The 25,756-nt window shown below is 63.8% G+C and carries 29 protein-coding genes; 12 read left to right on the top strand and 17 right to left on the bottom strand.

Annotation, left to right across the window (positions count from 1 at the left end; genetic code table 11):
* Positions 1-2: 2 nt before the first annotated feature.
* Positions 3-266 (bottom strand): helix-turn-helix domain-containing protein, encoded by a 264-nt coding sequence (locus P5W99_RS32165; protein ID WP_421028589.1) that lies wholly within the window; start codon positions 264-266, stop codon positions 3-5.
* 229 nt (positions 267-495) lie between these two features.
* Between P5W99_RS32165 and P5W99_RS32160 the strand changes: the two genes are divergently transcribed.
* Positions 496-876 carry a DUF427 domain-containing protein gene (locus tag P5W99_RS32160; protein WP_434666377.1) on the top strand — a complete coding sequence of 127 codons (381 nt, stop codon included), beginning with the start codon at positions 496-498 and terminating at the stop codon, positions 874-876.
* Positions 877-922: 46 nt separating this feature from the next.
* Here the strand turns inward: P5W99_RS32160 and P5W99_RS32155 are convergent, their stop codons facing one another.
* On the bottom strand, positions 923-2,284 hold the full coding sequence (locus tag P5W99_RS32155) for an MFS transporter (RefSeq protein ID WP_434666374.1): 1,362 nt from the start codon (positions 2,282-2,284) through the stop codon (positions 923-925).
* Between the two features lie 261 nt (positions 2,285-2,545).
* Positions 2,546-2,668, bottom strand: a complete 123-nt coding sequence (locus P5W99_RS32150; protein ID WP_421028586.1) for a hypothetical protein — start codon at positions 2,666-2,668, stop codon at positions 2,546-2,548.
* Between P5W99_RS32150 and P5W99_RS32145 the strand changes: the two genes are divergently transcribed.
* Entirely contained in the window at positions 2,667-3,674 is a 1,008-nt protein-coding gene (locus tag P5W99_RS32145) for a zinc-dependent alcohol dehydrogenase family protein (RefSeq protein WP_421028585.1), read from the top strand. The two genes, P5W99_RS32150 and P5W99_RS32145, sit on opposite strands and share 2 nt — an antisense overlap.
* A gap of 16 nt (positions 3,675-3,690) precedes the next feature.
* Here the strand turns inward: P5W99_RS32145 and ftrA are convergent, their stop codons facing one another.
* The gene (gene ftrA, locus P5W99_RS32140; RefSeq protein ID WP_434666371.1) at positions 3,691-4,713 is read right to left on the bottom strand and encodes a transcriptional regulator FtrA; all 1,023 of its coding nucleotides are present in this window, start codon (positions 4,711-4,713) and stop codon (positions 3,691-3,693) included.
* A 96-nt stretch (positions 4,714-4,809) separates the two neighbouring features.
* Here ftrA and P5W99_RS32135 point away from each other — a divergent pair, with 96 nt between their 5' ends.
* Positions 4,810-5,220, top strand: a complete 411-nt coding sequence (locus tag P5W99_RS32135) for a rhodanese-like domain-containing protein (RefSeq protein ID WP_421028583.1) — start codon at positions 4,810-4,812, stop codon at positions 5,218-5,220.
* 308 nt (positions 5,221-5,528) lie between these two features.
* The gene (locus P5W99_RS32130; protein ID WP_434666366.1) at positions 5,529-7,082 is read left to right on the top strand and encodes a diguanylate cyclase domain-containing protein; all 1,554 of its coding nucleotides are present in this window, start codon (positions 5,529-5,531) and stop codon (positions 7,080-7,082) included.
* A 120-nt stretch (positions 7,083-7,202) separates the two neighbouring features.
* On the opposite strand, the gene P5W99_RS32125 is transcribed toward P5W99_RS32130, so the two are convergent.
* From P5W99_RS32125 to P5W99_RS32065, 13 genes are all read right to left on the bottom strand, one after another.
* Positions 7,203-7,481 (bottom strand): HU family DNA-binding protein, encoded by a 279-nt coding sequence (locus P5W99_RS32125; RefSeq protein WP_027818693.1) that lies wholly within the window; start codon positions 7,479-7,481, stop codon positions 7,203-7,205.
* A gap of 174 nt (positions 7,482-7,655) precedes the next feature.
* Positions 7,656-9,002, bottom strand: coding sequence for a glutamine synthetase family protein (locus P5W99_RS32120; protein WP_434666363.1), 1,347 nt, complete (start codon positions 9,000-9,002; stop codon positions 7,656-7,658).
* Between the two features lie 143 nt (positions 9,003-9,145).
* The gene (locus tag P5W99_RS32115) at positions 9,146-9,703 is read right to left on the bottom strand and encodes a helix-turn-helix domain-containing protein (protein WP_421028580.1); all 558 of its coding nucleotides are present in this window, start codon (positions 9,701-9,703) and stop codon (positions 9,146-9,148) included.
* Positions 9,704-9,717: 14 nt separating this feature from the next.
* Complete coding sequence (locus P5W99_RS32110) at positions 9,718-11,007, bottom strand: NAD(P)/FAD-dependent oxidoreductase (protein ID WP_421028579.1); 1,290 nt, start codon at positions 11,005-11,007, stop codon at positions 9,718-9,720.
* A 97-nt stretch (positions 11,008-11,104) separates the two neighbouring features.
* A complete protein-coding gene (gene catA / locus P5W99_RS32105) occupies positions 11,105-12,040 on the bottom strand; it encodes a catechol 1,2-dioxygenase (protein ID WP_421028792.1) in 936 nt (311 codons plus the stop codon).
* A gap of 108 nt (positions 12,041-12,148) precedes the next feature.
* Entirely contained in the window at positions 12,149-13,192 is a 1,044-nt protein-coding gene (locus P5W99_RS32100) for an asparaginase (protein ID WP_434666597.1), read from the bottom strand.
* On the bottom strand, positions 13,192-13,584 hold the full coding sequence (locus P5W99_RS32095; protein WP_421028578.1) for a non-heme iron oxygenase ferredoxin subunit: 393 nt from the start codon (positions 13,582-13,584) through the stop codon (positions 13,192-13,194). Before P5W99_RS32095 ends, P5W99_RS32100 begins: the two co-directional genes overlap by 1 nt.
* Before the next feature lie 30 nt (positions 13,585-13,614).
* Complete coding sequence (locus P5W99_RS32090; protein ID WP_421028577.1) at positions 13,615-14,160, bottom strand: nuclear transport factor 2 family protein; 546 nt, start codon at positions 14,158-14,160, stop codon at positions 13,615-13,617.
* Positions 14,157-15,401, bottom strand: coding sequence for an NAD(P)/FAD-dependent oxidoreductase (locus P5W99_RS32085; RefSeq protein WP_434666360.1), 1,245 nt, complete (start codon positions 15,399-15,401; stop codon positions 14,157-14,159). Before P5W99_RS32085 ends, P5W99_RS32090 begins: the two co-directional genes overlap by 4 nt.
* Positions 15,398-15,727 (bottom strand): cupin domain-containing protein, encoded by a 330-nt coding sequence (locus P5W99_RS32080; protein ID WP_421028575.1) that lies wholly within the window; start codon positions 15,725-15,727, stop codon positions 15,398-15,400. Before P5W99_RS32080 ends, P5W99_RS32085 begins: the two co-directional genes overlap by 4 nt.
* Positions 15,724-16,140: a cupin domain-containing protein gene (locus tag P5W99_RS32075; protein WP_421028574.1), complete on the bottom strand. Its 417-nt coding sequence runs from the start codon at positions 16,138-16,140 to the stop codon at positions 15,724-15,726. The genes P5W99_RS32080 and P5W99_RS32075 overlap by 4 nt, the downstream gene beginning before the upstream one ends.
* Positions 16,141-16,159: 19 nt before the next feature.
* Positions 16,160-16,552 (bottom strand): hypothetical protein, encoded by a 393-nt coding sequence (locus P5W99_RS32070; RefSeq protein ID WP_421028573.1) that lies wholly within the window; start codon positions 16,550-16,552, stop codon positions 16,160-16,162.
* Positions 16,553-16,587: 35 nt separating this feature from the next.
* Positions 16,588-17,856 carry an aromatic ring-hydroxylating oxygenase subunit alpha gene (locus P5W99_RS32065; RefSeq protein ID WP_434666356.1) on the bottom strand — a complete coding sequence of 423 codons (1,269 nt, stop codon included), beginning with the start codon at positions 17,854-17,856 and terminating at the stop codon, positions 16,588-16,590.
* Positions 17,857-18,083: 227 nt separating this feature from the next.
* Between P5W99_RS32065 and P5W99_RS32060 the strand changes: the two genes are divergently transcribed.
* From P5W99_RS32060 to P5W99_RS32025, 8 genes are all read left to right on the top strand, one after another.
* Entirely contained in the window at positions 18,084-18,701 is a 618-nt protein-coding gene (locus P5W99_RS32060; protein ID WP_421028571.1) for a TetR/AcrR family transcriptional regulator, read from the top strand.
* 280 nt (positions 18,702-18,981) lie between these two features.
* Entirely contained in the window at positions 18,982-20,304 is a 1,323-nt protein-coding gene (locus P5W99_RS32055) for an MFS transporter (RefSeq protein ID WP_434666351.1), read from the top strand.
* A gap of 46 nt (positions 20,305-20,350) precedes the next feature.
* Positions 20,351-21,064, top strand: a complete 714-nt coding sequence (locus P5W99_RS32050; protein ID WP_421028569.1) for a maleate cis-trans isomerase family protein — start codon at positions 20,351-20,353, stop codon at positions 21,062-21,064.
* Positions 21,065-21,207: 143 nt separating this feature from the next.
* A complete protein-coding gene (locus P5W99_RS32045) occupies positions 21,208-22,359 on the top strand; it encodes a porin (RefSeq protein ID WP_434666347.1) in 1,152 nt (383 codons plus the stop codon).
* A gap of 409 nt (positions 22,360-22,768) precedes the next feature.
* Entirely contained in the window at positions 22,769-23,710 is a 942-nt protein-coding gene (locus P5W99_RS32040) for a hypothetical protein (RefSeq protein ID WP_421028567.1), read from the top strand.
* Between the two features lie 117 nt (positions 23,711-23,827).
* Entirely contained in the window at positions 23,828-25,012 is a 1,185-nt protein-coding gene (locus P5W99_RS32035) for a hypothetical protein (protein ID WP_421028566.1), read from the top strand.
* 45 nt (positions 25,013-25,057) lie between these two features.
* Positions 25,058-25,492: a hypothetical protein gene (locus tag P5W99_RS32030; RefSeq protein WP_421028565.1), complete on the top strand. Its 435-nt coding sequence runs from the start codon at positions 25,058-25,060 to the stop codon at positions 25,490-25,492.
* Positions 25,493-25,513: 21 nt separating this feature from the next.
* A complete protein-coding gene (locus P5W99_RS32025) occupies positions 25,514-25,756 on the top strand; it encodes a hypothetical protein (protein ID WP_421028564.1) in 243 nt (80 codons plus the stop codon).

Genomic DNA, 25,756 nt, shown 5'->3' with positions numbered 1-25,756 from the left:
TCCTACCACTCCGGCCGGTCTTCTCGCGCCTCGTACAACTCGCCGTGATCGCGCGACTGCACGCACAGTTCGAGTTCGTAGAGCGCAAACAGCGCAAGCATCTGATTAAGCGAGATACTCGCTGTGCCAGTGGTTTCGAGCGCGGACAGGCGCGGCTGCCCGATGCCGAGCGAGGCGGCTGCCTGCGCCTGGGTCATGCCGCACGCCTTTCTGGCCGACTGCAGGATCTCGGCGAGCCCCGTCGGCGTATGGACGATGATCTTCATGGGATATTCCTGAAAAGCATAAAACAAGTATATGCCTGTAGGCGATATTTTGCCAATATCGCTCATAAGCATAAACAAGGAATATCACTATCACCGATACCACTCGATGCAGCACGACACACTGCGTGCACCAGGCGGCGAAACCGGTTTTCGCCCTACACTGCAAGGCATCGGCCGAGCCGCATCAGCCGGCTCCGGCCCCGGATTCATGCCTGCAAGGAGTGCCGTCATGCACACGAAAACCGTGAAGATTCCTGGCCCGGATCATCCCATCACGATCGAGCCTTCTCCATTGCGCGTGGTCGTGAAGGTCGCGGGCAAGACCGTCGCCGATACGCGACGGGCGCTGATGCTGCGCGAAGCGAACTATCCGGCCGTGTTCTACGTGCCGCGCGAAGATGCCGACATGTCGCTGCTCGCGTGCACGGACCATGCCACGTATTGCCCCTACAAAGGCAACTGCAACTACTACTCGATCGTGCCGGGCGGTGAACGCTCGATCAACGCGGTGTGGACCTACGAGTCGCCGCACGACGCCGTCGCACCCATCAAGGACCACCTGGCCTTCTACCACGACCGGGTGGACTCCATGGAAGAACTGGACATCTGAACCAAACGGCGCCCGAGGAGATTCTCGAGGCGCCGCCCGCCCGCGCTCAATGCGCCTTTTGCACAGGGGGCACCCCCGCCAGCAACGCGACGCCGCTTGCCACCAGCAGCGCGGTAAGCATATAGAGCGCATTGTCCATGCTGCCCGTATGCACCTTGATGAGCCCGATCGCCCACGGACTCACGATTCCGCTCGTAATGCCGATGCTGCTGATGAGCGCGATGCCAGCAGCCGCTGTCTTGCCCGTCAGGTAAGCAGGCGGCACGGCCCAGAAAATCGGCAGCGCGGCGAAGATCAGCACGGCAGCCAGCGACAGAATCGCCATCATCGCGGCAAAGTTCGCCAGGTGCAGCGTGAGCAGCGAAAGCGCCACGCCCCCGCCGATGGTGCAGGCCGCGAAATGCCAGCGGCGCTCGCCGCGTCGATCGGATCGGCGCGCGATCAGCATGAGGCCCACCGCGCCTATCGCGTTCGGGATCACGGTGTAGAGGCTGATCGCCAGCACGTCATGCACGCCGAAGTCGCGAATCATCAGCGGCATCCAGAAGTTGAGCGTGAGCGATGCGCAGGTCAGCGAAAAATAGATGAACGCAAATAGATAGACACGCGGATTGCGCAGCGCCGCGCCGAACGAATGTGACGACGCCTTTGCGTGCTTGCTCGCGCGCGCGTCCAGCGTCGCTCCGTCGCGCTGCGCGAGCAGATGAGCTTTTTCCGAATCGCTGAGCCAGCGTGCCTGCTCCGGACCGTCGACGAGCCAGAACGCCGCCATGAGGCCCAGCAGCACAGCGGGCAGGCCCTCGATCGCGAACATCCAGCGCCAGCCCTCCAGACCCATGACGCCACCCATGTCGCGCATGATCCATCCGGAGACGAGCCCGCCCAGCACGCCCGCCACCGCGACACCGGCAAAAAAGATCGAAAGCACCGCAGCACGGCGGCGCGGCGGAAACCAATAAGTCAGGTACAGCACGATGCCGGGGAAGAAACCCGCCTCGAACACGCCAAGCAGGAAACGCAGCGCGTAAAAGTGCGTGGGCGTATGCACGAACATCATGCAGGTCGAAGCGATGCCCCACAGCAGCATGATGCGCATGAACGTGCGGCGCGCGCCAAAGCGTGCGAGCAGCAAATTGCTCGGCACCTCACACAGCACGTACCCCACGTAGAAAATGGCCGCGCCGAGTCCGTACATCGCGTCGCTGAAGCCGAGGTCGTGCTTCATCTGCAACTGCGCAAAGCCGATGTTGATCCGATCGAGAAACGATACGACGTAGCAGACGAATAAAAACGGAATGACGTGCCACGCGACTTTGCGGTACAGCAGGTCGTCGCTGGTCGGGGAAGCGGCGGCGGACGGCGCGAGCGTGGGGTCGGATGCGCGGTCCGTGATGATCGATTGCGGCATGTGCCTGTCTCCAGATTTTTGGGAAATCCGCGCCACGCGGATCTCCGTTGAGTGGCGTCTGACGCGCCTTCGGAATGACTCGATGAAATCTCCACTAACGGCCGCCCGGATTCTGGTACGGATGATTGCTGCGCCGCCGTGCCTCTTGCGACTACCGTTGGCGCATCATAGGAGCGACGTAATTTATTTGTCAATAGCTAATCAATTAGTCAAACGTAAACGATTAAAGTGAACCACCGGCCTCCAGGGCAACAATGGCTTTCAGGCAGGCCTCTTCTCGAACTCCGTCACGCGCACGCGTCTATGCTTCGTTCTGTTGTTCGCAACGGCAAGCTCGCCAACACCCGCGACGCCGCGCTGCGGCGCGTACCAGGAGATCGTCATGAAAGCCATCCAGCTGATCGCGCCCGCCGGGCTCGACAATCTCAAGCTCGTGGATCTCGCCCCGCCAGGCGAGCCGCAGGCTGGTGAAATTCGCGTGCGTCTGCACGCCAGTTCGCTGAACTACCATGACCTGGGCGTGGTGCTCGGGAAAATGGGCGCCGCCGACGGGCGCGTTCCCATGTCCGACGGCGCGGGCGTGGTCGAAGCCGTGGGTCCTGGCGCAAGCGAATTCGCCGTGGGAGACCACGTGGTGTCCACGTTCTTCCCGCCATGGCTCGACGGCGAGCCCACGCTTGCCGACTTCTCCGCCACACCAGGTGACGGCGTCGATGGCTACGCGCGCGAAGCCGTGGTCGCACCCGCCACGGCCTTCACGCACAGCCCGCGCGGCTACAGTCACGCCCAAGCGGCCACGCTCACCACGGCGGGGCTGACCGCATGGCGTGCGCTGGTTGTGAACGGCGCGCTCAAGGCCGGCGACACGGTGCTGGTGCTGGGCACGGGCGGCGTGTCGGTGTTCGCACTGCAATTCGCCAAGGCGATGGGCGCGACCGTGATCGCCACCTCGTCATCCGACGAGAAGCTCGAGCGCGCGCGGAAACTCGGTGCGGACCACACCATCAACTATCGCAGCGAGCCGCAATGGGCGGGCAAAGTGCTGGAATTCACGAATGGACGCGGCGTCGATCACGTGGTCGAGGTCGGTGGACCCGGAACGCTCGAACAGTCGATCCTGGCTACACGCGTTGGCGGGCATATTGCGCTGATCGGCGTGCTGACCGGTATCGCGGGCCCGGTGCCCACCGGCACAATGATGCGCCGCCAGCAGCGCCTGGAAGGGTTGATCGTCGGGAACCGGCAGCATCAGATCGAGCTCGTGCGCGCCATCGACGCCACCGGCATCAAGCCCGTGATCGACCGCTCGTTCCCGCTGGAGGCGATTGCCGATGCGTTCCGTCTGCAGCAGGCAGGTGGGCACTTCGGGAAGATTGTTCTGGAGTACTGATGCATCAGTGGATGATTTACCCGGACTGGGAAGCGCGCCGTTTTGCGCCTGGGGCGCGCGGCCGCTTGCTTTGCGCACCGTGGGCGAATTGCTCGCGATACGCGGCGGGACTCGTAAGCGCGATGCGCCGGAAATGCCGTCGCAGCGACTCCTCGGAGCCGAAGCCCGCCAGATCCGCCACACGGTCCATGGGCAAGTTTGGCCGCGATTCGAGCAGATCGCGCGCGAGGCTCACACGTTCCCGCACCACCCAGGCGTAAGGCCCCATCCCCGTCGCATCGAGAAACTGCCGCTGCAGCGTGCGCGCGCTCATCGCAGCGCGCGTCGCGAGCGAAGCCACGCTGTGGTCGAGGCGAGGATTGGCGCGAACCCAATCCATCAGCTTGGCAAGCGGACTGGCTTCGTCGTGCGGCATCGGACGCGGCACGTATTGCGCCTGGCCGCCCTCGCGATGCGGCGGCACGACCAGCCGTTGCGCCACGCGATTGGCCACAGCTGCGCCGTGATCGCGGCGCACGAGGTGCAGCAGCATGTCAATGCCCGCCGCCGACCCCGCCGAGGTCAACACCTGCCCTTCTTCGATATAAAGCGCATCCGGTTCGACATGCAGTTGCGGATAGCACTGCTGCAACCGTTCGGCATAACGCCAATGCGTAGTCACGCGCTTGCCGTCGAGCACGCCAGCCGCAGCCAGCACGAACACACCCGAGCAGATCGAGCACAGCCGCGCCCCGCGTGCATGCGCCGCGCGCAGCTTCCTCAGCAGCGCTTCGGGCGGACGCTCCCCGGCATCGCGCCAGCCAGGTATCACGACCGTCTGCGCGCGATCGAGCATCGCAAGCGTATAGGGTGCGGACACGGTAATGCCGCCTGCCGCGCGCAGCGGCCCACGCTCGACAGCACACACGGCGAAGCGATACCAGGCGACGTCGAGCTCGGGCCGCTCGAGTGCGAAGAACTCCGTCACGCAACCGAATTCGAAAGTGCAAAGACGGTCGTAGGCGAGCGCAACGACGAGATGAGAAGTGGAATCGGACATGGCGCGATGTTACCGGAAATTGTCGATCGCGCCACTGTCGACATCACCGTGCGAGGCGAGAGAATAAAGCCATCGACACCACAACAAGCAACCGGCATGTCACCTGTATCCGAACTCCCCGCTGCACCGAGCGCCGAGGCGCTCGCGCATTTCAGCGCCTCACTCGCCTTCGAAACCGATTGCGCCGACGTGTATGCGTCGCTGTCCGGCAGTCCGTCCTCGGCGGACTTCGTCCTGCTCGACGTACGCAGCCCCGCGCTTTTTGCGCGCGGCCACGTGCCGGGCGCGGTGAATCTGCCGCACGGCAAGATCGTCGCCTCGAAGCTCGAAGGCTACCTGCTGAACACGCTCTTCGTGACCTATTGTGCGGGCCCGCATTGCAACGGCGCAACACGCGGCGCGATCCGGCTCGCTCGACTCGGGCGGCCCGTCAAGATCATGATCGGCGGCATCACGGGGTGGCTGAACGAAGGGTTCGAGCTGGCTGCAGGCGAAGCGGAGTTTTAGCGTCGCGCGCCACTCGAGCACGGCATCTCGACGAACCCGGTGTCCGCTACACGGGTTCGTCCAACCATCCTTTGCCCCATCACTCGGCCGATGATCACCTGCTCCCTGTGCTACGTCATCGCTCGCTACCGCCTGGCCGGACGCAATCGCAAAGCGACCCTGCCTGCCGGGCCGCCTTTCAATACGCAAACGATACACGTTGCATAGTCAGCCACGAACGCAGTTTCATGCACCCGGTATTCGGGTAGGATGCGAGTTATCCGCCGCGCCGCCCGCGCTCGCGCCATCCCTCTCTCAACGCACGAAACATGCAACAAGGCACACAGGCAACCGCCGCCAGCTTTGCCAACATGGGCGTCGACCTGCTCGACTTCTTCGACGTCACCCCCACCTCGCTTTGGCTCGAAGACTATAGCCAGTTGCGCGCCCTGTTCGACCGGTGGCGCGAAGCGGGCGTCACGAATCTGCGCGCGTGGCTCGAAGAAGACCCGCGCCGCGTAGCCGAATGCTCGGCCTGCATCCGCGTGCTGAAGGTCAACCGGCATACGCTTGCGCTTTACGGCGCGCGCAGCCATGAGGAGCTCACCGCGCGTCTTGCCGACGTGCTGCGCGACGACATGTTCCAGGCGCACGTGGGCGAACTCGAGCAAATGTGGCAAGGCCGCACGACGTTCCGGAGCAAGAGCGTGAACTACACGCTCGGTGGCCGGCGCATGGACATCCTGCTGCGCGGCGTGATTTTGCCCGGTCACGAAGGCGACTGGAGCCGCGTGCTCGTCTCGATCGAAGACGTCTCCGCACTGGAGGATGCACGCCATCGCGCCGCCATGAGCGAGCAATACGCGCACGGGATCTTCGAGCATGCGCCAGTATCGCTATGGGTCGAGAATTTCACGGCGATTCGCCAACTGCTGGACGAAGTGCGCATGCAAGGCATCGTCGATTTCAGAACATTTACCGACGTGCACCCTGAATTCGTCGAGCGCTGCATGAACGAGATCCAGGTGATCGACGTCAATCACTACACACTCGGCATGTATCGCGCACCCGACAAGGACACGCTGCTCTCGCGCCTGCCCGAAGTGTTCCGTGACGACATGCGCCCGTATTTTCGCGAGCAGCTTCTCGATCTATGGGAAGGCCGTCTCTTTCAGCAGCGCGAGGTCGTCAATTACGCACTTGATGGCAGCGCGCTCAACGTGCATCTGCAATTCTCGGTGTTTCCCGGTCACGAAGAGTCGTGGGATCTCGTACTGCTCGCGCTCACCGACATTACCGCACGCAAGAAGGCCGAAGCCTACCTCGAATTCCTCGGCAAGCACGACGTGCTCACGAAACTGAAGAACCGCTCGTTCTACGTGGATGAAATGAACCGCCTGCAGCGCAAGGGGCCGTTCCCGGTGAGCGCGATCGTCGTGGACATGGACAACCTGAAGGCCGTCAACGACCAGTTGGGCCACGCCGCCGGCGACGCGTTGCTACGCCGCGCAGGCGAGGTGCTGACAAAAGCGATTCAAAAGCCTTACCACGCCGCACGCATCGGCGGCGACGAATTCGTGGTGCTGATGCCCGGCAGCGGTCCGCGCGACGCCGAAGTCGTTGCGCAAAGCATCACCAAGCTGGTGGAATTGAACAACCAGTTCTACGGCGGACCGCGATTGAGTTTTTCGCTGGGCTGGCAAAGCTGCGAGGAAGGCGAAAGCGTGGAAGCAATGTTGCGTGCCGCGGACGCAGCCATGTATGAGGCCAAACGGCGGCGCAACGAATTGCAGCGCACTGGGGCGAATGATGCAGGCGATGCGGGTGATGCGGACCGGGACAGCCCGGCAGCCAACGACGGTCACTGTAATGAACTGAAATAACCAGACGGACACCTGGCGATTCGGCGCGGCAAAAAGAATACCGGGAGCGAGGCGTCATGCGCCCTGCTCCCGGTTTATGATGCGCTTCGCCACCGCAACCTCACGCGGCGGCAGCCCGCATCACGACGCGTTGACGGCGTCCTTGAATGCCTTGCCAGCCGTGAACTTCACCGTCTTTGCCGCAGCGATCTGGATTTCCGCACCCGTTGCCGGGTTGCGGCCCACGCGGGCAGCACGCTGGCCGGTCGAGAACGAACCGAAGCCGACGAGTTGCACGGAATCGCCCGACGTGACCGCCTTGGTGACCACTTCGAGGATCGCGTCGATTGCGGCTCCGGTGGCTGCCTTGGTCTCGCCCGTGCTTGCGGCGACTGCGTCAATGAGTTCCTGTTTGTTCATCTGCTACCTGTGTTGAGTTGAGAAAACCTGCATACCCTACCTCACACGGGCCAAACAGGCAAATTACGTTGCATATCGAAACGCAAAGCACACGGGGCTTACGGGCTGGGCGACTGCCGGGAATGATTCCTGCAGGCGATTTTCTCGCCGATTTTGTCACTATTTCGCGTTATTTTACAAAAACCAGCGATATTCTCGCGCACCGATCGAATTCATAAAATCGAGGTGGTCCTGACGTTTATTTTCACAATAAACCATGGTGAAATCGTCGCCGAGCCCCTCCCGCACGCCGGCATGCCCGCGCATGGCGGCCACCGCCGAAAGCATGTCGCACGGAAAATCGACACCGCTCGTGCGGTCCCGATTGAGCGACGCGATCGGCTCGCGGCCCGCTTCCAGGCCATATTCGATGCCCGCGAGAATGGCCGCGAGCACGAGATACGGATTGGCATCCGCGCCCGCGAGCCGGTGCTCGATGCGCAGATTCGCCTCATCGGATTCGGGAATGCGGATGCAGGCATCGCGATCCTCGAAACCCCAACTCGCCCGGCTTGCCGCGTTGACCATCGCGCCATAGCGCCGGAATGCATTGTGATTGGACGCAAAAACCGGCATGCAATGCGGAAGCAGCGCGAGGCAGCCCGCCACGGCATGCCGCAACGCGCGCTGCTCTCGCGCGGCGAGCACGTTGCGGCCCGCCTCGTCGTAAAGGCTCACGTGCACGTGCATACCGCTGCCGGGCGCATCGAGAAATGGCTTCGACATGAAGCTCGCCCGATAGCCGTGCCGCAGCGCCACTGCGCGCGTGCTCCGGCAAAAGAGCGCTGACCAGTCCGCCGCGCGCAATGCATCGTAGCAATGGCCAAAGTTGATTTCGAATTGCCCCGGCCCGAGCTCGGCGGTGATGACCGTTGCGTCCACACCCTGCTCGCGCGCGGTCTCGACCATCTCGTGCAGCACGGGCGCGAAACGCGAAAGGCGCTCGATATGCATGTTCGGCTGATTGTCTTCGTCATCGCACAGTGGATCGCGCGCATGACGGGGCAGCCCTTCGCTCAGCTTCGCATCGAACAGATAGAACTCCAACTCGAACGCGACCACGGGTTTCAGGCCGCGCTTCGCAAAACGGTCGAGCACGCGGGCGAGCACCTGGCGCGGTTCGAAGCCGATGGGCGTCGCGGTGCCGTCCGAGGTAATGAGCATTTGCGCGAGCGGCTGCTGCTCCCAACGAACCCGCTTGAGCGTGCCCGGCACCAGGCGGCGCGGCACATCGGGATCGCCGTCGTGGAAGCAGTATTCGCCGATCGGATACACCCCGCCTTGCGCACCGAGCAAGATGCAGTTTTGCGGCAGCTTGAGCAGTGCGCCGGCGGCCACTTTCTCGAGCATGGCGATGGGGTAACGCTTGCCGTAGAAATGCCCGGGGATGTCGAGGCAGATCAGGTCGACGTATTGCACGTCGGAATGGGCCGCACGAAAGGCGCGTACTTCGCTCACGAGGTCAGTTGCGGTGGTGCTCACGTCGAGTTCCTCTTTAGCGGGAAATGGTGGACCTGCCATTTAATCCGGACTCCAAATCATGATGAACACGCGCGCGCCGGCAAAGCGCGTGTCTCTCGTAGCGACGTATCAGGCAGGCGTCGAGGCAGTCATCGAATCGGGCCTCAGGTGAACACCCAAAGCACGCGCGCGTCCTTGTCCGAGCGATTCGCGTAACTGAAGCGGCAGCGCGCCGGCAGTTGGAAGCTGTCACCGGCTTTGAGCGTGACCGCTTCATCCTCGCCATCGAGCCAGATGGTGAGCTCACCTTCGAGCACGAAACCGCCCTGCTCGTCGCTGTCGTCCACCGGGCGTTCGCCGCTCGTGGCGCCCGGCTCCAGCAGGCTCTCCAGCATCGAAAAGCCCGACGACATGCTCGGCGAAACCAGCACATCGGTGATGCCGCCACCGTAGTAAAGCGTGCGCCGCTCGCCGGGCCGCGTGACCCACGGTAGCGCGCGCGGCTTGCTCACGCTGTAGAAGTACGTGGTCGGCGTTTGCAGCGCCTCGCCGATGGCGGTGAGATCGGCGACCGTGGGCCGCGACATGCCGCGCTCGACCTGCGAGAGAAAACCCACCGAGCGGCCGATCCGTTGCGCGAGATCGGCCAGCGTCACCTTCTTGTGCTTGCGCAGATCGCGAATGAGGATCGCGAGGCCCTCGATCTCTTCTTCCTTGTCCATGCCGAATACCTCATTCAGACTACGTCGCGCATGCGATACCAAAGCTTGCCGAGCGCTTCGAGCGGCGCGGCCAGCGCGTCGCCGCCCGGAAAACGCGGATTATGGATGGCCTCGTAGCGCGAGAGCAAGCGCGTGTCGCCGAGGATCGCATCGGACACGGCTCGCGCCGCGGCCAGCGTGGGCAGCACGCCGTGCCCCGAGAAACCCTGGAGCCAGTAGCGCCCGCGCGCGTGCCCCACGTCCGGCGTGCGCCGGATGCTGATATCGATATGGCCGCCCCACGCGTATTCGAGCTCGACGCCACGCAGTTGCGGGAAAACGCGTTCGAGGCTCGGCCGGATCGCTGCGCGAATGTCTTGGGGAATACCGCCGAGATACGTGCACGCGCCGCCGAACAGCAGCCGATGATCGGGGCTCAGCCGGAAGTAGTCGGGAACGAACTGGTTATCGATCACGCAGCTATTGCGCGGCAAGAGCGTATGCGCGAGTTGCGGGTCGAGCGGCGCGGTCGCCACCTGATACGTGCCGACCGGCAGGACACGGCGCGCCAGTTCGCGGTCGAGCCGGTCGATATAAGCGTTGCAGGCGAGCACGAGCGTGCCCGCGCGGATCTGGCCATGGGGTGTGGTCGCGACGAAACCCGTTGGCGTTTCGCGCCATTGCTGCACGCGGGTCTGCTCGAAGATGCGCCCGCCCGCGCGCTCGATCGCGGCGGCAATGCCCAGCCCCAGCTTGAGCGGATTGAGGTGGCCGGCCTCGGGATCGTAAAGCGCCGCGAGATAGCGCGGGCTGCCCACCCATTCGGACATGTCCGGCTCGGCGATAACGCGCAACGCGTCGTAGCCCCATGTGCGCGCGGCTTCGTCGCGTGCCTCTTCCAGCAGCGCAATGCGGTTGCGCTTCACGGCGGTCCAGAGGCTGCCGGGCCGGTAGTCGATATCGAAGCCGTGGCGCGCGGGCAGTTCGCGCACCTCGCGCGCCGCCCAGCGCATGCTGTCCCATAGCTCGCGCGCGCCCTCGAGTCCCAGCGACTGCTCGATCGGCCCCATATCGCACGACCAGCCGAGCAGCGCCTGCCCGCCGTTGCGTCCGGACGCGGCCCATGCCACGCGGCTCGCCTCCACGACCACCACGCGCCGGCCCGCTAGCGCCAGCCGCAGCGCCGTATGCAACCCGCTGAAACCCGCACCGACGATCAGGATGTCGGCGTCGCACTCGCCCGCGAGGGACGGGCGCTCCGGCGCCTCGCCGGGCAGCGTGCGGGCGTAATAGCTTTCCACATGACGGGTCGATTCGACGAACATGGCAGCATCCGTGAAATTTAATCGGCTTAATTTCATGAAAAATTAGCACGACAATTTCACGGATGCAATCGTCTTTTCGGGCTTTGCGGCTTGGACGTTACGCCGCAGCGGCCTTGCGCAGCCGATTGACGATCTGGTTGTCCTTACCCTGAACCAGCGGCGTGAGCGTGATATTGAACTCGATGGCCTTGTACGTATCGCCCTTCAGACCCAGCGTCGTACCGCCGGTCTTCTCGACCAGGGGCGGAATAAGCTCCTCGCGCGTAGCGTAGGCGAAGTCATCCCAGGTCAGTGGGTCACCTTCGATATTGAATTGCGTAGTGAGCTTGCGCGAATTTTCGGCCGTGACGAAGAAGTGCACGTGGGCCGGGCGGTTGCCATGGCGGCCGAGCCCGTCCAGCAGTTGCTGCGTCGCACCGTGCGGTGGGCAGCCATAGCCTACGGGCATGAGCGTGCGAAATTCGTATTTGCCGTCCGCGCCCGTCCTCGCCGCGCCGCGCAAGTTGAAATCGCTCTGCACGCCGGTCGGATCGAAGTGCGAATAGAAGCCCTTCGAGTTCGCATGCCAGCATTCCACCAGGGCGCCAGCGAGTGGCTTGCCGGCCATATCCGTGACCGTGCCGTGAATCACCAGCGGCCCTGCGTCCTCATCCGGATCGATGGCGATGGCCGATACGACCTCGCGCACCGGCGCGCCCGCCACATAAAGCGGGCCTTCGATAGTGCGTGGCGTGCCGCCTTCCAGACCAACTGCCTTGTCCGCGGCGTCCATGCGAATGTCGAGGTACTTCTCGAGACCGAGCCCGGCTGCGAGCAGCGCCGCTTCCCCATCGTGGCCGAGCTTGTTCAGATAGTTCACGCCGGACCAGATTTCATCTGGCGTGATGTCGAGATCGTCGATGGCCATGAAGAGATCGCGCAGCAATCGATGGACGATCTGCTGCAAACGCGCGTTGCCGCTGCCGCCATTGAGATTCGCGGCCGCCATCAGCAGGCTGTGCACTTCCTTCGAGCCGAATACTTGTGCGCTCATCATTCTGTCTCCTGAAATTAGGGAAAATTGGTCCAGGCATCGTTGCCGTGAACATCGTCGATGCGGTCACGGCTAATACCGCTCCTGGCGGATTCACAGGGATCCGTCTTACGCCTCATCGATCCATCGCTGGATCTGCGCGCGATCGTTCGTACAACTCAGCGCGAGCATCAGCAGAACACGCAGCTTCTGCGGGGCAAGGTCACCGCCCGCGAGCACGCCGGCTGCTTCGAGGAACGCCTGGGTTGGCACTTCGCTGCGCGCTGCGCGGCTCGATTGCACCACCACCACGCCGCTTTTCGCCGCGCGGGCGAGCGCGGCCTGCTCCGCCGCTGCAGGGCGTCCCGGCACCAGGCCGGCGCTTACTATCGCGCGGCTGCCCGCAGCAACGAAGGCGTCGATCGCCACGGCGTCGGCACCCGCGTACGAGAGCACGATATCGACGCGCGGCAGCGTGCCGAGTGTTTCCATGTCGAGCGGCAGACTTGGTCCGGCGCCGACGCGCCCGCGCCGCATGACGACGCGCCCCGAAGCCTCGACGCGCCCAAGCGGACCGAACTGCGGCGCCTCGAATGCGCCAAGCTCGAAGCTTGCGGCCTTCGTCACGTCGCGTGCGGCAAACACCTGGCTGTTCATGACCACGAGCACGCCCGCGCCACGGGCCTCATCTGACTGCGCGAGCGCGAGCGCCGCGCGCAGGTTGCCGGGCGCGTCGCTGCCGGCCGTATTCAACGGGCGCTGCGCGCCCGTGATGACCACCGGCACATCGAGATGGAGCAGCAGATCGAGACACCACGCGGTTTCCTCGAGCGTGGCGGTGCCATGCGTGACGACGAAGCCTGCAATGCCAGGGTCCGCGGCGGCTGTGCGCCGGATCAGCTTCGCCAGCGCCAGCCAGTCGGCTGGCGCGATGGCCGTGCTGCCCAGCGCCCGAAACGGAACGGGTACGAGTTCGACAGTGTCTGCAACGTTGCCGAGCGCGCCCATCTCGTCCATCAGTTCGTCAATCGATCGGACGACGCCGCTTTCGCCATATTCGATCCAGTCGAAACGATGGCGTGCCTGCATCGCGAACGTGCCGCCCGTGCCGATCACGGCGACCCGCGGCTTGCCACGAACAGCCAGCGCGGCGCGATTGCCTGGCGCCTGCATCACGCTCTCTCCTGCAGTGCTTCGGTGTTGACAAACACTACGCCGTCCTCAACCTTCACGGCGTGGCAGCGAGCGTCACGCGAGAGCGGCGCGCATAGCGCGCGGCCGTTGCGCACGTCGAACAGCCCTGCGTGCAACGGGCATTCAACCTCATGGCCTTCGAACTCGCCTTCGGAAAGGCGTGCGTGGCCATGCGTGCAGATGTCGTCGAGGGCGTAGACCGTGCCGTCGATCTCGAAGAGCGCCAGCTCATGATGCTCGATGCGCACGCCGCAGCTCGGGCCGGCTGCGAAGAGCGTGGCCACCTCGCCGGCGCGATACCAATGCACCGGCTGGGCGGCCGGGTTGGCTTCGCTGTGGGCTTCGTCATGTGCGATTGTCAGGGTACACATATTCCGGTTTCCTGTTGAAAATTCACGTAATCACGCGCGCACTGATCGAGCAGCGTCGAGCGCCGCAAGCGTCGCGGCGAGCGCGCTCGCACCGGCGCCGAGCGGCGCAAGGTGGATCTGTGCGAAATTCATGTAAGCGCAACGCCATGCGCCATCGGCGTCGCGCCGATATCGTTCTCGCGTGACGGCGGCAAGCAGCACGACCTCGCGCGTGTCCTCGCGCATGGCGAGTTGCCACAGCCGCCAGGTGCCGCTCGCCTCATCCGCGCGAATATCGAACTGTGGACTGCCGTAGTAGTGCGCCGCAAAGCACCACGGCGAGCGCTTGAACCACTCGTGCAACTGCGCGCGGCCCACCAGCGAGTCGCCGAATCCCGCACCACCTTCCCACACGGCGTCTTCGGTAAAGCACAGTGCCTGGTCCCATGCCACCCGTGCCAGCACGTCGGCGGGCTGGCGTTCGTGGGTGCTCGTGTATTTTGCGTCGGCAAGTGCCGCGTAGCGCGCCTTGAGTTCGCGAATCGCCTCGACGGCTTCGAGGCGCGCCACGCGCTCGTGCAGGCTTGCGTCGTTCATTGTGCAAGCTCCTTGAGCGGAATCGACGCGTCGCCAAGCCGCTCGGGCGCCGGCTTCGCACGCCGGGCGACGAGTGCTTCGAGATGGCGGCGCTCGCGGCCGTTATCGATCAGCACACCTCCCGTGACGCATCCTTCGCGCAGCAGCAGCACCGTAGACGGATGACCGTTGCGCGTTGCGCGAACGCATACCTCGTCGTCGCGCGAAGGCAGGCCGACAACCTGGACGTTATGCCCAGCCTGGTCGGTCCACATCCACGGGATCTCCATGTACGGTTCATTGCGCCCCATGATGAAGCCCGCCACGGCCGCTGCCTGGTTTTCGGCATTGCGCCATGTTTCGAGGCGCACAGGCTTTCCGTAAAGCGGATGCCAGGCCTGCGCGACATCGCCCGCCGCGTAGCACCACGGCGCGAGCGGGCTGCGGCAGCGCTCGTCAACGCTCACCCCTTCGCGCGAGGCGAGGCCTGTGCCATCCAGAAAGCCCACCGCACATTCAATGCCGACGGCCACGAGCACGCGCTGGGCCGGCAATGCGAACGTCGTACCGTCCTCTCGCATGGCTTGCACGATATAGCCGCACTCGCCCTCGTTGGACGCGATGGCGCGCACCTGCACACCGGTCTCGATACGCACGCCTTGTGATTCGTGTCGCTCACGCAGCCATGCGCAAAGCGCGGGCGGCAGACTGCGCGCGAGAATGCGCTCGCCGGCCTCCAGCACCGTGACCTCGATACCGAGCGCGCGCGCGCTGCTCGCCACCTCCATGCCGATCACGCCCGCGCCGACGATGGCGATGCGCTTCACGCTGCGCAACGCTTCGGCAAGCGCGAGGCCGTCGTCGAGCGTGCGCAGACCGATCACGCCAGGCAGCATCGCACCCGGCACGTCGAGCATGCGCGGTGCGCCGCCGCTTGCGATCACGAGTTCGTCGAAGCCGAGGCTCGTTCCGTCGTCGAGCGCGAGCCGCCGCGCCTGCTTGTCGACGCCTGTGACGCGCGCATGCACGCGCTCGACGGTACTGGCGTCATCCCAGAACGAAGCGGGGCCGAGCATGAGTTCGTCGCCGCGCTTTTCGCCGAGCAGCAGTTCTTTCGAGAGCGCGGGCCGTTCATAGGGCGCGTGCGTCTCCTCGCCGATCAGCGTCAGCCGATCGCGATAGCCGAGCGCGCGCAGATGCTGGGCCACGCGACCGCCTGCATGCCCCGCGCCGACGATCACTACATGCCGCGCGGCGCTCATGATGCCCCCGCCTCGCCGGCCGCGAAGCCGCCCTGATTGATCACGCGATACAGCACACCGGTGGCGGACGTGCAGGTCCACGCCCGCGCCGCGCCAGGCGGAATGATGATGGCTTCGCCAGACGAGAGCCGATAGTGCTCGCCAGCCGCTTCAATGCTGAAGCTGCCTTCGAGAATTGCCGCCACTTCTTCGCCTGCGAGTCCGGCGGCCGCTTCGATCCGCTCGCCGCCCCGCAACTCGCGAATGCTCATGTCGAACGCCGAACCGCGCGTGGCGGACTCTGCTTGCCTGACGAGCCGGCAGGGCTGCAAGGATGATTCGCTCACGGCTGCTCCTTGCGCTCGGCAAGCGGATAGTAAGGCACCGTGTCTTCCGCGCCATACTCCTTGCGCGGCGGCGTGACCGCGTTCAGGCGCAGGCTCATGCCGGCAGGTTCGAAGCGGTTGCGACCGTAATGCGGCGTGTTGGCGGGAATCAGCAGCGCTTCGCCAGCGTGCATGGGAAATTCGGTGTCCGTGGCGGCGCCCTCGCCCGTGAACACCGAGCAGCCACCGCTCACCTGCAGCGATGCTTCCTCACCGTGCTGGTGCGATTTGACCGGCAGGGCGTGACCAGCGGCCTCGACAAACTTCACGACCGCAACGCTCATCGTCTGCCCGAAGAGATGCTTCATGTAGAGACCATCTGCCACGACTTCCTTGAGGTTGTCGTCGATGGCGAAAACGCGGCATTGACTCATGCTTGTCTCCTTGCGTCGCTCACAGCGCGGGCGACATGACGAACGCCTCATCGGCGGCGAAACGGCGCGGGTCGAACCCGTCCACCACGGCCTGCTGCGCGTAGAACTCGACGGCCGGCGCGACTTCGGCCAGTGAGAGCGTCAGACACATCAGCGCGCGCGCGTCGGCAGGCAGGGCGTTCATGTCGAAGCGATCGAGCCACGCGAAAATGCGCTCCATTTCGGGCAGCATCGCGGCAACGAACGCGTGGATCTCGTCCATCGTCACGGCGTGGCGGCGCACGTTGCGCGCAGTTTCCGTGTCGAGCGCCCAGCCGGCAAACGACTGCAGGCTTGCGAATTCCGCTGGCAGTTCGGGCACCGGCGCGGCGGTGGCGCGCAGCGCCTCGATATTGATGGTCTTCGTTTCCATAAAAAAATCCTCAGGATTTAAAGGCGGGCGTGAGTTCAGATGGCAGCAGCGACAAGCCGGTCGACGACGTGCGCGCCATGCCGGACCAGAATTTCGCTATCCTGAAGAATCATGTGAGACTTCGCCCCTGTTTCCGCGGCGCGCTGGGTGCGCTCCAGCGTGCTCATGTCTTCCAGCAGGACGTCGCGCAGCGCGACCTTCATGTACTCGAGGAAGAAGCGCCCGCCCGCGGTAGTCATCTCCGGGTAATACACGCGGCCTTCAAACAGGGTTTTGTTGTGAGCGATGGGCCGGAAGTTGTACGCCTGGCAATAGTTCGGACGCAGCGAAACGTAGAAGTCGGGGAATACGACGTTGATGTCGAACAGCCAGTTTTCGCTTTTCGTCCAGTTCACGCCCTTGGGCAGCGCGTCGAGCGGAAACTCATGCTTCGCGCTGCCGATCGCCGCGCGCAAGGCCGCTGCCGCAATCGGGCGAGTCTGTGCGGATTCGGCCAGCGCCTGCTCGGCCGCGGCGCCGCCCGAGGTCACGGCCTTGGGGTTGCCATACACGGACTTCTGGTTGCCGGCGAGCGAAAGCCGCCGGTGCAGGTCGCCGCATACCACGTCGAGCGGGCGCATGCTGCCGCCTTCGCTGCGGTCAATGGCATCGGCAATCGAGCGTCCGTGCACATAGGCAACGTGGTAAGCCTCCTGGAATGCATCGAGCGCGAGCTTCCAGTTGCAGTTCACAACGCTCGTCCACTGAAAGCCGCAGGTGAGCTTGTCGAACGGGTAGCCCTCCACCTCCCCATAAACCGGCTGCATGAACTCGGCCAGCGATTGCGCTGGCTGCGGGTCCATGTTCACGAAGATAAAGCCTTGCCACACATCGCACGATACCTGGGCGAGACCATAGTCCTCGCGCCTCATGTCGAAGAAGCAGTCTTCGTCGGGCACGCCGGTGAGCTTGCCGTCGAGGTCATAGGCCCAGCCGTGGAACTTGCAGAAGAATTTGCGCGTATGGCCGCACTTGTCGTACACGAGCTGGTTCATGCGGTGCGCGCACACGTTGTGCATGGCGCGAATCTGGCCGGCCTTGTTGCGCACCACGATGATTTCGGTATCGCAGGCAGCCAGCTCCTTTACGAAATAGTCGCCCGGATGCGGAATCTCTTCGACACGTCCAACTTGCAGCCAGGTCTTCTTGAAGATCTGCGTCTTCTCGCGCTCGTAATACTCGGGTGAGACATAGGGTTCGAGCGGCACCGGGCCTTTGCCAAGCTCGGGATAGCGGTCCGTGAGGAAAAACGTTTCGGGTTTCATGGTGCGATGCCTCCGTTCAATCAACTCTCAAAATTAAATGCCATTCTGTTTTGAAGCACTAGCCTTGTCAAGTATCAATTTATCCGGACCAAGACTTAACGCTGATCGACATGCCGAGCCCGGGAGGCCTGGTAAAATAACGAATGCAACCCGGTCATGACACGCTCCGGGATCGACCGCTCAACAACAGGGCCGCGCGGGAAGCGGCGGCCGCACAGGGGACATGGATGGCACAAGTCAAAAAGGCAGACGTGCGCGACGCAATCGTCGCCGCGGCATTCGATCTGTTCTGCCGCAAGGGCTACACGGCGACGACAATGACGGAAATTGCCCGCGCTGCGGGCATGACGGTCGCGAACCTGTATGTATATTTCGATTCGAAGCTGCTGATCTTCTACGAGATCTATACGCCGTGGCTGATGCAGCAGCTCGAGACGCTGCGCGACGCGGTACGCAAGTTCCCCACGCCGCGCACGCGCCTACGCCGCATCGTACTGGGGCTTTGGGGCGATATTCCGGCCGCCGACTACTCGTTCGCGAACGCCATGATCGAAGCGCTCGCGAGCGCGCCGCGCGGCACGCCCAAGCCCAACGACCTGCTCGCGCGTTGTGAAGACTTCGTGACGGAACTGATCGTCGAGAGCCTGCCGCCCGAGGTCGCCCATGTGGCAACCAACAAGCTGCTCGCGCATGTGCTGTGGATGGCGCACGACGGCTTTGCGATCAACAGCCGCATCGGCGACACGCGCGACCTCGAAGCCGTTGCGGCGCTCATGGTCGACCTCGTGCTGGGGCCGGAGGTACCGGCGCCACGCACGCGTCGCAAGCGTGCGGAAAGCGTATAACTAATACGATTCACACAATTCCAGCGCCGCGCGTTTACCGCGGCGCACGGCCTCCCGCGCAGACTCCACAATTCCCCTGAATTTATGGCTTTTTTCCTGCTCCCTATCGCGCCACGCAGGGAGCAATTTGATATTAATCAGGGTTAACACTGGTTTGCGCTCAAAAATAATGAATGCCACTATTTATTCGAGTCGCTGAGTCTGACGCGCCATGGCATCGCCTGGGCGGTCCGCATAGCGCCCGTTCCGATTCCATATTTCCCAATCACCCGGAGATGTCATGCACGTTGCCGATGCGGCGGCCGAAAGCCCCGCCCAAACCATCCCGCTGCGCACAACCTGCCTCGTCCTCGCGCTATGCTGGGTCGCCATCGTCTCCGAGGGCTACGACATCGGCGTAATGGGCACGATCGTCCCCTCGCTGTTGGCCGATACGCACTGGCACCTCACGCCGCTGGAAATCGGCCAGATGAGCAGCGCTGCGCTCGTCGGCACGCTTTTCGGCGCTTACTTCATCAGCCTTCTGAGCGATCTCGCGGGCCGCAAGCAACTCCTCATTGGTTGCGTCGCCCTGTTTTCGCTGTCGATGCTCGGCGCGGTGTGGGCGCCAACCCCTGCCATCTTCGCGCTCATGCGCGGCATAGGCGGCCTTGGACTCGGCGGCGTCATTTCCGTGGCGGCAGCACTGACCATCGAGTTTTCGCCGCCGAAGCGGCGCAACCTGAACTTCGCGATCATGTACTCGGGCTATCCGATCGGCGCGCTCGTTTCGGCGCTCTCCGGCATGGCGTTCATCGAGAGTTTTGGCTGGCGCGCGGTCGTGGCCATCGGCGCAACACCTCTGCTTTTCGTGCCCGTGCTGATGATGTGGCTGCCCGAGTCGCTCGAGTTCCTCGTGCGCAAAGGCCGCCATGAGGATGCGCGTAAGCTTGCCGTGCGGCTCGGCATGAGCGAACCGGCGCGCGGCGCACCGGGTGAGCAGAAAAAGGCGCAGTTTCGAGAGGTACTGCATGAAGTGTTCTCGCGCAAGAACGCGATGGGCACGCTCTGCCTATGGGCCGCGCAGTTCATGGCGATCATGCTTGTCTACGGCCTGGGCACGTGGCTACCGCAGATCATGCGCAAGAACGGTTACGATCTTGGCTCGAGCCTGTCGTTCTTCGCGGTGTTCAATCTTGCGGCGGCAATGGGCGGCGTGGCGATCGGGCGTATTGCAGACCGCTTCGGCCCGCGCCTCACGATCGCCTCGGCGTTTCTCGTCGGTGCAGTGTCGATCGCCGCGCTCTCGTATAAAAGCGTAATGGTAGTGAACTACCTTCTCGTCGCGTGTGCGGGGTTTGGCAGTATCGCCGTGGCGCTCGTGCTGCTCGGCTACGTGGCGAACTACTACGCTCCGCACGCGCGCGCATCCGGCACGGGCTGGGCAGTGGGCGTGGGACGCTTCGGGGCGATGTGCGGCCCGGTGATCGGCGGCTACCTTGCCGGTCTGAATATCTCCCCCTTCTGGAATTTCGTGATGTTCGCCGCGACCGCGCTGCTCGCATCGCTTGCCGTGCTGCTCACGCCCACGCCGGAACACGTGCGGCGCGCGCGCGACGCATGATGCGCACGTGCTTCGGCAAATCTGTTTTCTTGTCACGGAACTGGTTATGAGTCTCGGTTTTGGCACTCGGGCCCGCATTGGGCATTTGTATCCGTCCGGCGGGTTGTGCGACTTTGAAGTGCAATTGATGGCGCCCGAGGGAGTTCAGTTCGTCACCACGCGCATGCCTTTCTCGCGGACTTCGCTGGAGAGCGACACCGCTGTCATTGCCGACGTGGAAACGCACGCAGGGTTGCTCGCCACAGCCGCTGTCGAGCTCATCGCCATGAATTGCACGGCCGCCAGCATGGCGGTCGGGGCTGATGCGATCAACCGGCGCATTCTCGCGGCAACCGGCATTCGTTCGGTCACCACCACCGACGCGGTGCTCGCCGCGCTGACCGCCTGCGGCGCGAAACGCGTCGCGTTGATGACGCCGTATCCGGCCGAGGTCGTCGAGATGGAGCGTGCGTTTCTCTCGCGCGCGGGCATCGAGATCGTAAGTGAAATCTCGGACCCGCGATCCACGCCGGTCGAGCAAGGCATGCTGCCGCCGGAGCATTGGGCGGAGCTCGCCAACCGTGTGGATCTCGCCAACGTCGACGCGTTCCTGATCAGTTGCGCGGGCATTCAGCTCGCGCCCGTCATCGACGCCATCGAAGCGCGCGGCAAACCGGTGGTGACCAGCAACCAGGCGCTGCTCTGGCATTGCTTGCGCACGCTCGGTCTCGCGCAACGGCCGCACGGCTACGGGGCGCTGCTCGCAGGCGCGTTCGACTAGGCTCGCCGCCCAAGTTCCTTTAGACCGCACCGGGACGGCCTGCCCGTCCCGCGACAATCGAATCGTCTTTCCTGTCCACTATTTTTTGGACTGCCAATCGTAGCGCCGCTGGAAACGTATTCCCATCACCATCAGAAAGAACAATGACTGCAACCCCATGCAAGGCGTTCGTGCGCCTGAGAACCGGTTTCATCCTGACATTCGGCCTGCTGGCTCTGCATGCGCCCGCGCAGGCGCAAGGCTCCATCACGCTGTACGGCATTCTCTCAGAGGGTCTCGCGTGGGCCAGCAACGAGGGCGGCCATGCCAACCTGAAACTCGTCTCGGGTACGAACCAGAACAGCCGCTTCGGGCTGCGCGGGATGGAAGACCTGGGCGGCGGCGTGAAAGCGATCTTCACGCTGGAGAATGGCTTCGACATCACGACCGGAAAGTTTCAACAGGGCGGCCGCATGTTTGGGCGCCAGGCTTACGTGGGTCTGAGCAGCGAACGCTTCGGCACGTTGACGGCGGGGCGGCAGTACGACACCGCTTACGATTACCTCGCGCCCTTCGAATCGGCCATTGCCGCAACGGGGCTTGCCGTGCACCCGGGCGACAACGACGACGTGTTCGGCAGTTATCGCTACAACAATTCGCTCAAATACCAAAGCCCTACGGTCGGCGGTTTGCGCGCGCAGGTCATGTACGCCATGAGCAACGCCGCCGGCCAGTGGGCGCTCAATCGCTCGGTGAGCTCGGGTGTTGCTTACGAGGCAAGCCAGTTCAGGCTTGCGGCCATCTACCTGCAGAACGATCGCCCTGGCGCGGGTGCCAACCCTTCGGGTGCGCTGACCGACGACTACGCAGGTGCCCCCTTCCTGCTCTTCCATTCGAGTCCGTTGGATCCCTCAGTGGGCGTACGGCGTCAGCGCGAGTTCGGCGCGGGCGCGCAATACACGGCGGGGAAACTGCGCGTCTCCGGTCTCGTGACCGACGTGCGGTACGACTATCTCGACACGACCAGCCTGCATCTTGTAAACGTCGATGTGAGCGCGTCATATAGCGTAACTCCGTCGCTGCTGCTTTCGACAGGCTATGTGTACACTGCCGGCCGATATGGCGGCTATAACCGCGCGCCGCACTGGAACAACATCCAGGCCGGTGCGGATTACTTCCTCTCGAAGCGCACCGATATCTACCTTTTCTGCGACTACCAGCGGGCCAGCGGTGCGAACGCCGACGTCTACATGTTCTCTCCGTCCAGTTCTGCAAGCCAAACCGTGGTGGTGGCCGGGTTGCGCCACAAGTTCTGAGTGTGCTGGCAAGCCGATAACGCGCCGTATCCGGAAATCAGCAATGCAACCGAGGACGACGGGAAAAACTTTACGCATGCAAAACGCATTGCCATCGATCCTCGCGCGCAATCACGTTTCGGATACCAAAGTTTGTTTTCGACCTTTGCGAAAGCGCTTTCATCCGTCCAAACGTGAATAAACATTCGATACTGAGATGCTTAAATAATCTCCAACGAACGATTCGCGCGTAAGGTGCCTCACACCTGAGGAATGAGCGATGCGCAATCTCGCCGTTTCTTGACAAGATTCACCCATCGTCTACGCTCAACGCACGGCAAAGCCTTTTGAATTTCAATTCAAAACAGTGCTGTCTGTTTTCATCGTAGTGCCACGATTGTCTGCAGGCTAGCGAAGAAAGGATGCCAGCGTGAACTTCGTCGATACGCTCCTCATCAGGCTCGCTGATCCGGCGGCTCGCGGTGGTGTTTTCGACAGCGACAGCCTCGCGCAAATCGCGTCGACGGCTTACGACACCAGCGCGATGCCCATTCAAGGACCGTACAGCGCGGTTTTCGACGATATCCAGCTCGGCCTCGCGGTCCCGCGCGTTGCCACTCTCGATGGATACTGGGGACGCTCGGCCACGGGCGAGCGCACCGACTCGCAGTTCGTGCTGTCGGGGCTCGGCGAAAGCGCGATTCGCGTGGATGCATTCTGGCGCGGCGCGATCATCGCCCGCTCGACGCCGCCTACCGGACACGTAAGCGCGGCGCGCGGCAACGTGGTCGATGCTGGACGGATCGATGCGGAGATCGTGGCCGCGCTCGGTGCACTGCCGGCCGATTCCGCCGCGCTCGAAAACGAACGGCGCACGCGCTTGCTCACGCATCTGCGTGCAGCTTTCGCGCAGCCCGACCTGATGACAGGCGCGCTGCTGGACCAGTGGCTGCACGACAACGGCGCATCGTCCGTAAGCGACCTGATCGTGAACCTGCGCGGCGTGCTCCATGCCTATCCCCTGCAAATCACTTTTTCGCCGCCCAACGACGTGCCGTCGCTGCCCGAGCCGCTGCCGATCGGGACCGCGCTGATGATCCGCGACGTGGGCTTTTCGGTTGGCGACCTGCTCACGGAATCGCGGATCGTTCGGCAGCAGCTTGGCCAGATGGGCCTCACCCGCGCGGTAGACGCCACGCTGCCGATCCGCGAGCCGCTGCCGATCACGTGGATCGTGCCGGCCGCGGCGTTCGACGATACCGGCTGGCCGGGCGCCGCCGCAGGCATGGCGGCCGACGCCGCGCGAAGCGCGCGGCGTGCGGCGGCCGCTGGCTGGCTGGTGCTCCAGGGAATCGGCCTCGCGGTCGTCTAAACAAGCATGTTAGCAATCCATATCGATTCGAGCCATTAAACCTGGCATTGCGAAATTTCACCGGGCCAGCATGGATCGCCCGTTTCGTGTTCAGAACTGACATCAAAGGAGCAACTTATGTCAGCAACCGTCCCTGCGGCGTTTCCCTTCATCCTGGTCAACATCGATACGTCCGCGCTGATGCCCATCGCGCAGCGCTCGCCCGGCGTGATCGCGATCGTTGGCAAGACCCCCGCCGGCGCAGACGGCGGCGATGCGGCATTCGACATGCCGACCGTCGTGGACACGGCGTCAGACGTGTCGCAGCACTTCGCCAAGGTCAACCCCGACGGCAGCGTGGCCGACACGACACTGTCGACCTCGCTCAAGCTCGCGATGCTGCAAAGTCCGACGCCCTCGAAAGTGTATGGCGTCAAGGTCAACGGCAACGACTACGCCGGCGCGCTGGCGTCGCTCGAAGCCGCGGACGATGTCGACTTCGTCTGCCTCGCGAACGAAACCGATGTCGGCGTGCCCGCCGCCGGCGGCAATCCGCCGACCAACCTGCTCGCGCTCAAGGCGCACGTCGAGACCATGTCGTCGCAAGGCCAGAAACGGCTCGGCGTGGCGATGATCAACCCGGCGACCGCGAAGTCGCCCACTTACGTTCACGACGTCGACGCCACGGCCACGCCGCTGAAGAGCGACGTGAGCCGCATGGTGCTGGTGGCCGCGCGCGGCGCGACGGTCGACGTCGCCTCGGCGGCCACTGGCGCGATCGCCGGCTACGCGCCGCAGGTCTCGATGGTGCTCAAGCAGGTGCGCGGCGTGAGCGTGCCGACCGCCAGCCAGTACGGGCCGAGCGAGATCAAGGGGCTCTCGGAGGCCGGCATCGTGCCGATCATCCAGCCCTCGCTGATCGTCGGCGGCGGCTTTTACTTCGGCGAGGGCCGCTGCTACACCACCGACGCGAGCCTGCTCTACATCGACATCGTGCGGGTGCTCGATGACATCGATTTTCGGCTCAAGGCGGGCCTGATCGGCCTGATCGGCGATTCGCGCATTACCAAGGCAGGCCTCACGCAGGTCAAGGTGCGCATCGATGCGATCCTCGGGCCGCTGCTCAATGCTGCCGTGATCGACGACTACTCGACCACGATCCCGGTGCTCAACATCCTGATGACGCCCGAGTCGGCCTGGAGCGCGACGGACAGCGCGCTGATCGTGACCGCGCGCGCGAACCGGACCGTCGACGTGTTCGTGTCGATCACCTATGGCCCGGCAGTGCACCAGCTGCGCGTCACGCTGGCGCCGAGCTTCTGACCGACCGCTTCGTTTCCCGCGCTGCCTACCGAAGAGGAGCCCAACATGCCTGACTGGAACACCCGGCTGGCCGTGTCCTATACGGCAAACAACCAGACTAGAACGATCACGCCGATCGACTCGTTCACCCCCACCTTCACGCTGACTGCGGAGCCGCTGCACTCGATCGAGCACACGCACATCGGCGTGATCTACTCGCCGCAGTCGATGACGTTCACGATGACCGTGAAGGCCATCGGCACGGTCGCTGCCGAGCTGACCGCGCTGGCGATCAAGCGCACGCCGTTCGATGTCACGCTGCAAGAGTCGATGAACGGCAACGACTGGGCGTACGCGTCGGTGGTCATGAGCAACTGCGTCATCACGAGCGCGGTGCCGTCCACCGCGACCGTCTCGGGCGCGCCCACGGCAACGTTCACCGGCTTCTGTCTCAGCGCCGCCGAGACCGACAAGAGCAACACCACCGCCACGCTGCCCTAGCCCCGCCCGGAGTAACCGACCATGCCTGATGGACACAGCGGACACGACACGCAGGATCCGACCTCGGGAACCCTCGTGCACGACGGCCATTCGGTCGGCTGGTCGCTCGGTTCCGAAGCAGACGAAACGAGCGGCAGCGGCCCGCCGGAGGTCCATTACCACTTCCCGGTGGAGATCGAGGTCCGCAACACGGTGGCGGCCATCGACGAGGACCGCCTGATTCACGCCACGCTGGAACGGCTCGCCCGCGAGCTGACCGGCTGA

It is taken from the genome of Paraburkholderia sp. A3BS-1L (genome assembly GCF_051125215.1).
Lineage (GTDB): Bacteria > Pseudomonadota > Gammaproteobacteria > Burkholderiales > Burkholderiaceae > Paraburkholderia.
The sequence above is the reverse complement of the archived record's forward strand: the minus strand, read 5'-3'. Positions and strand labels throughout refer to the sequence as shown.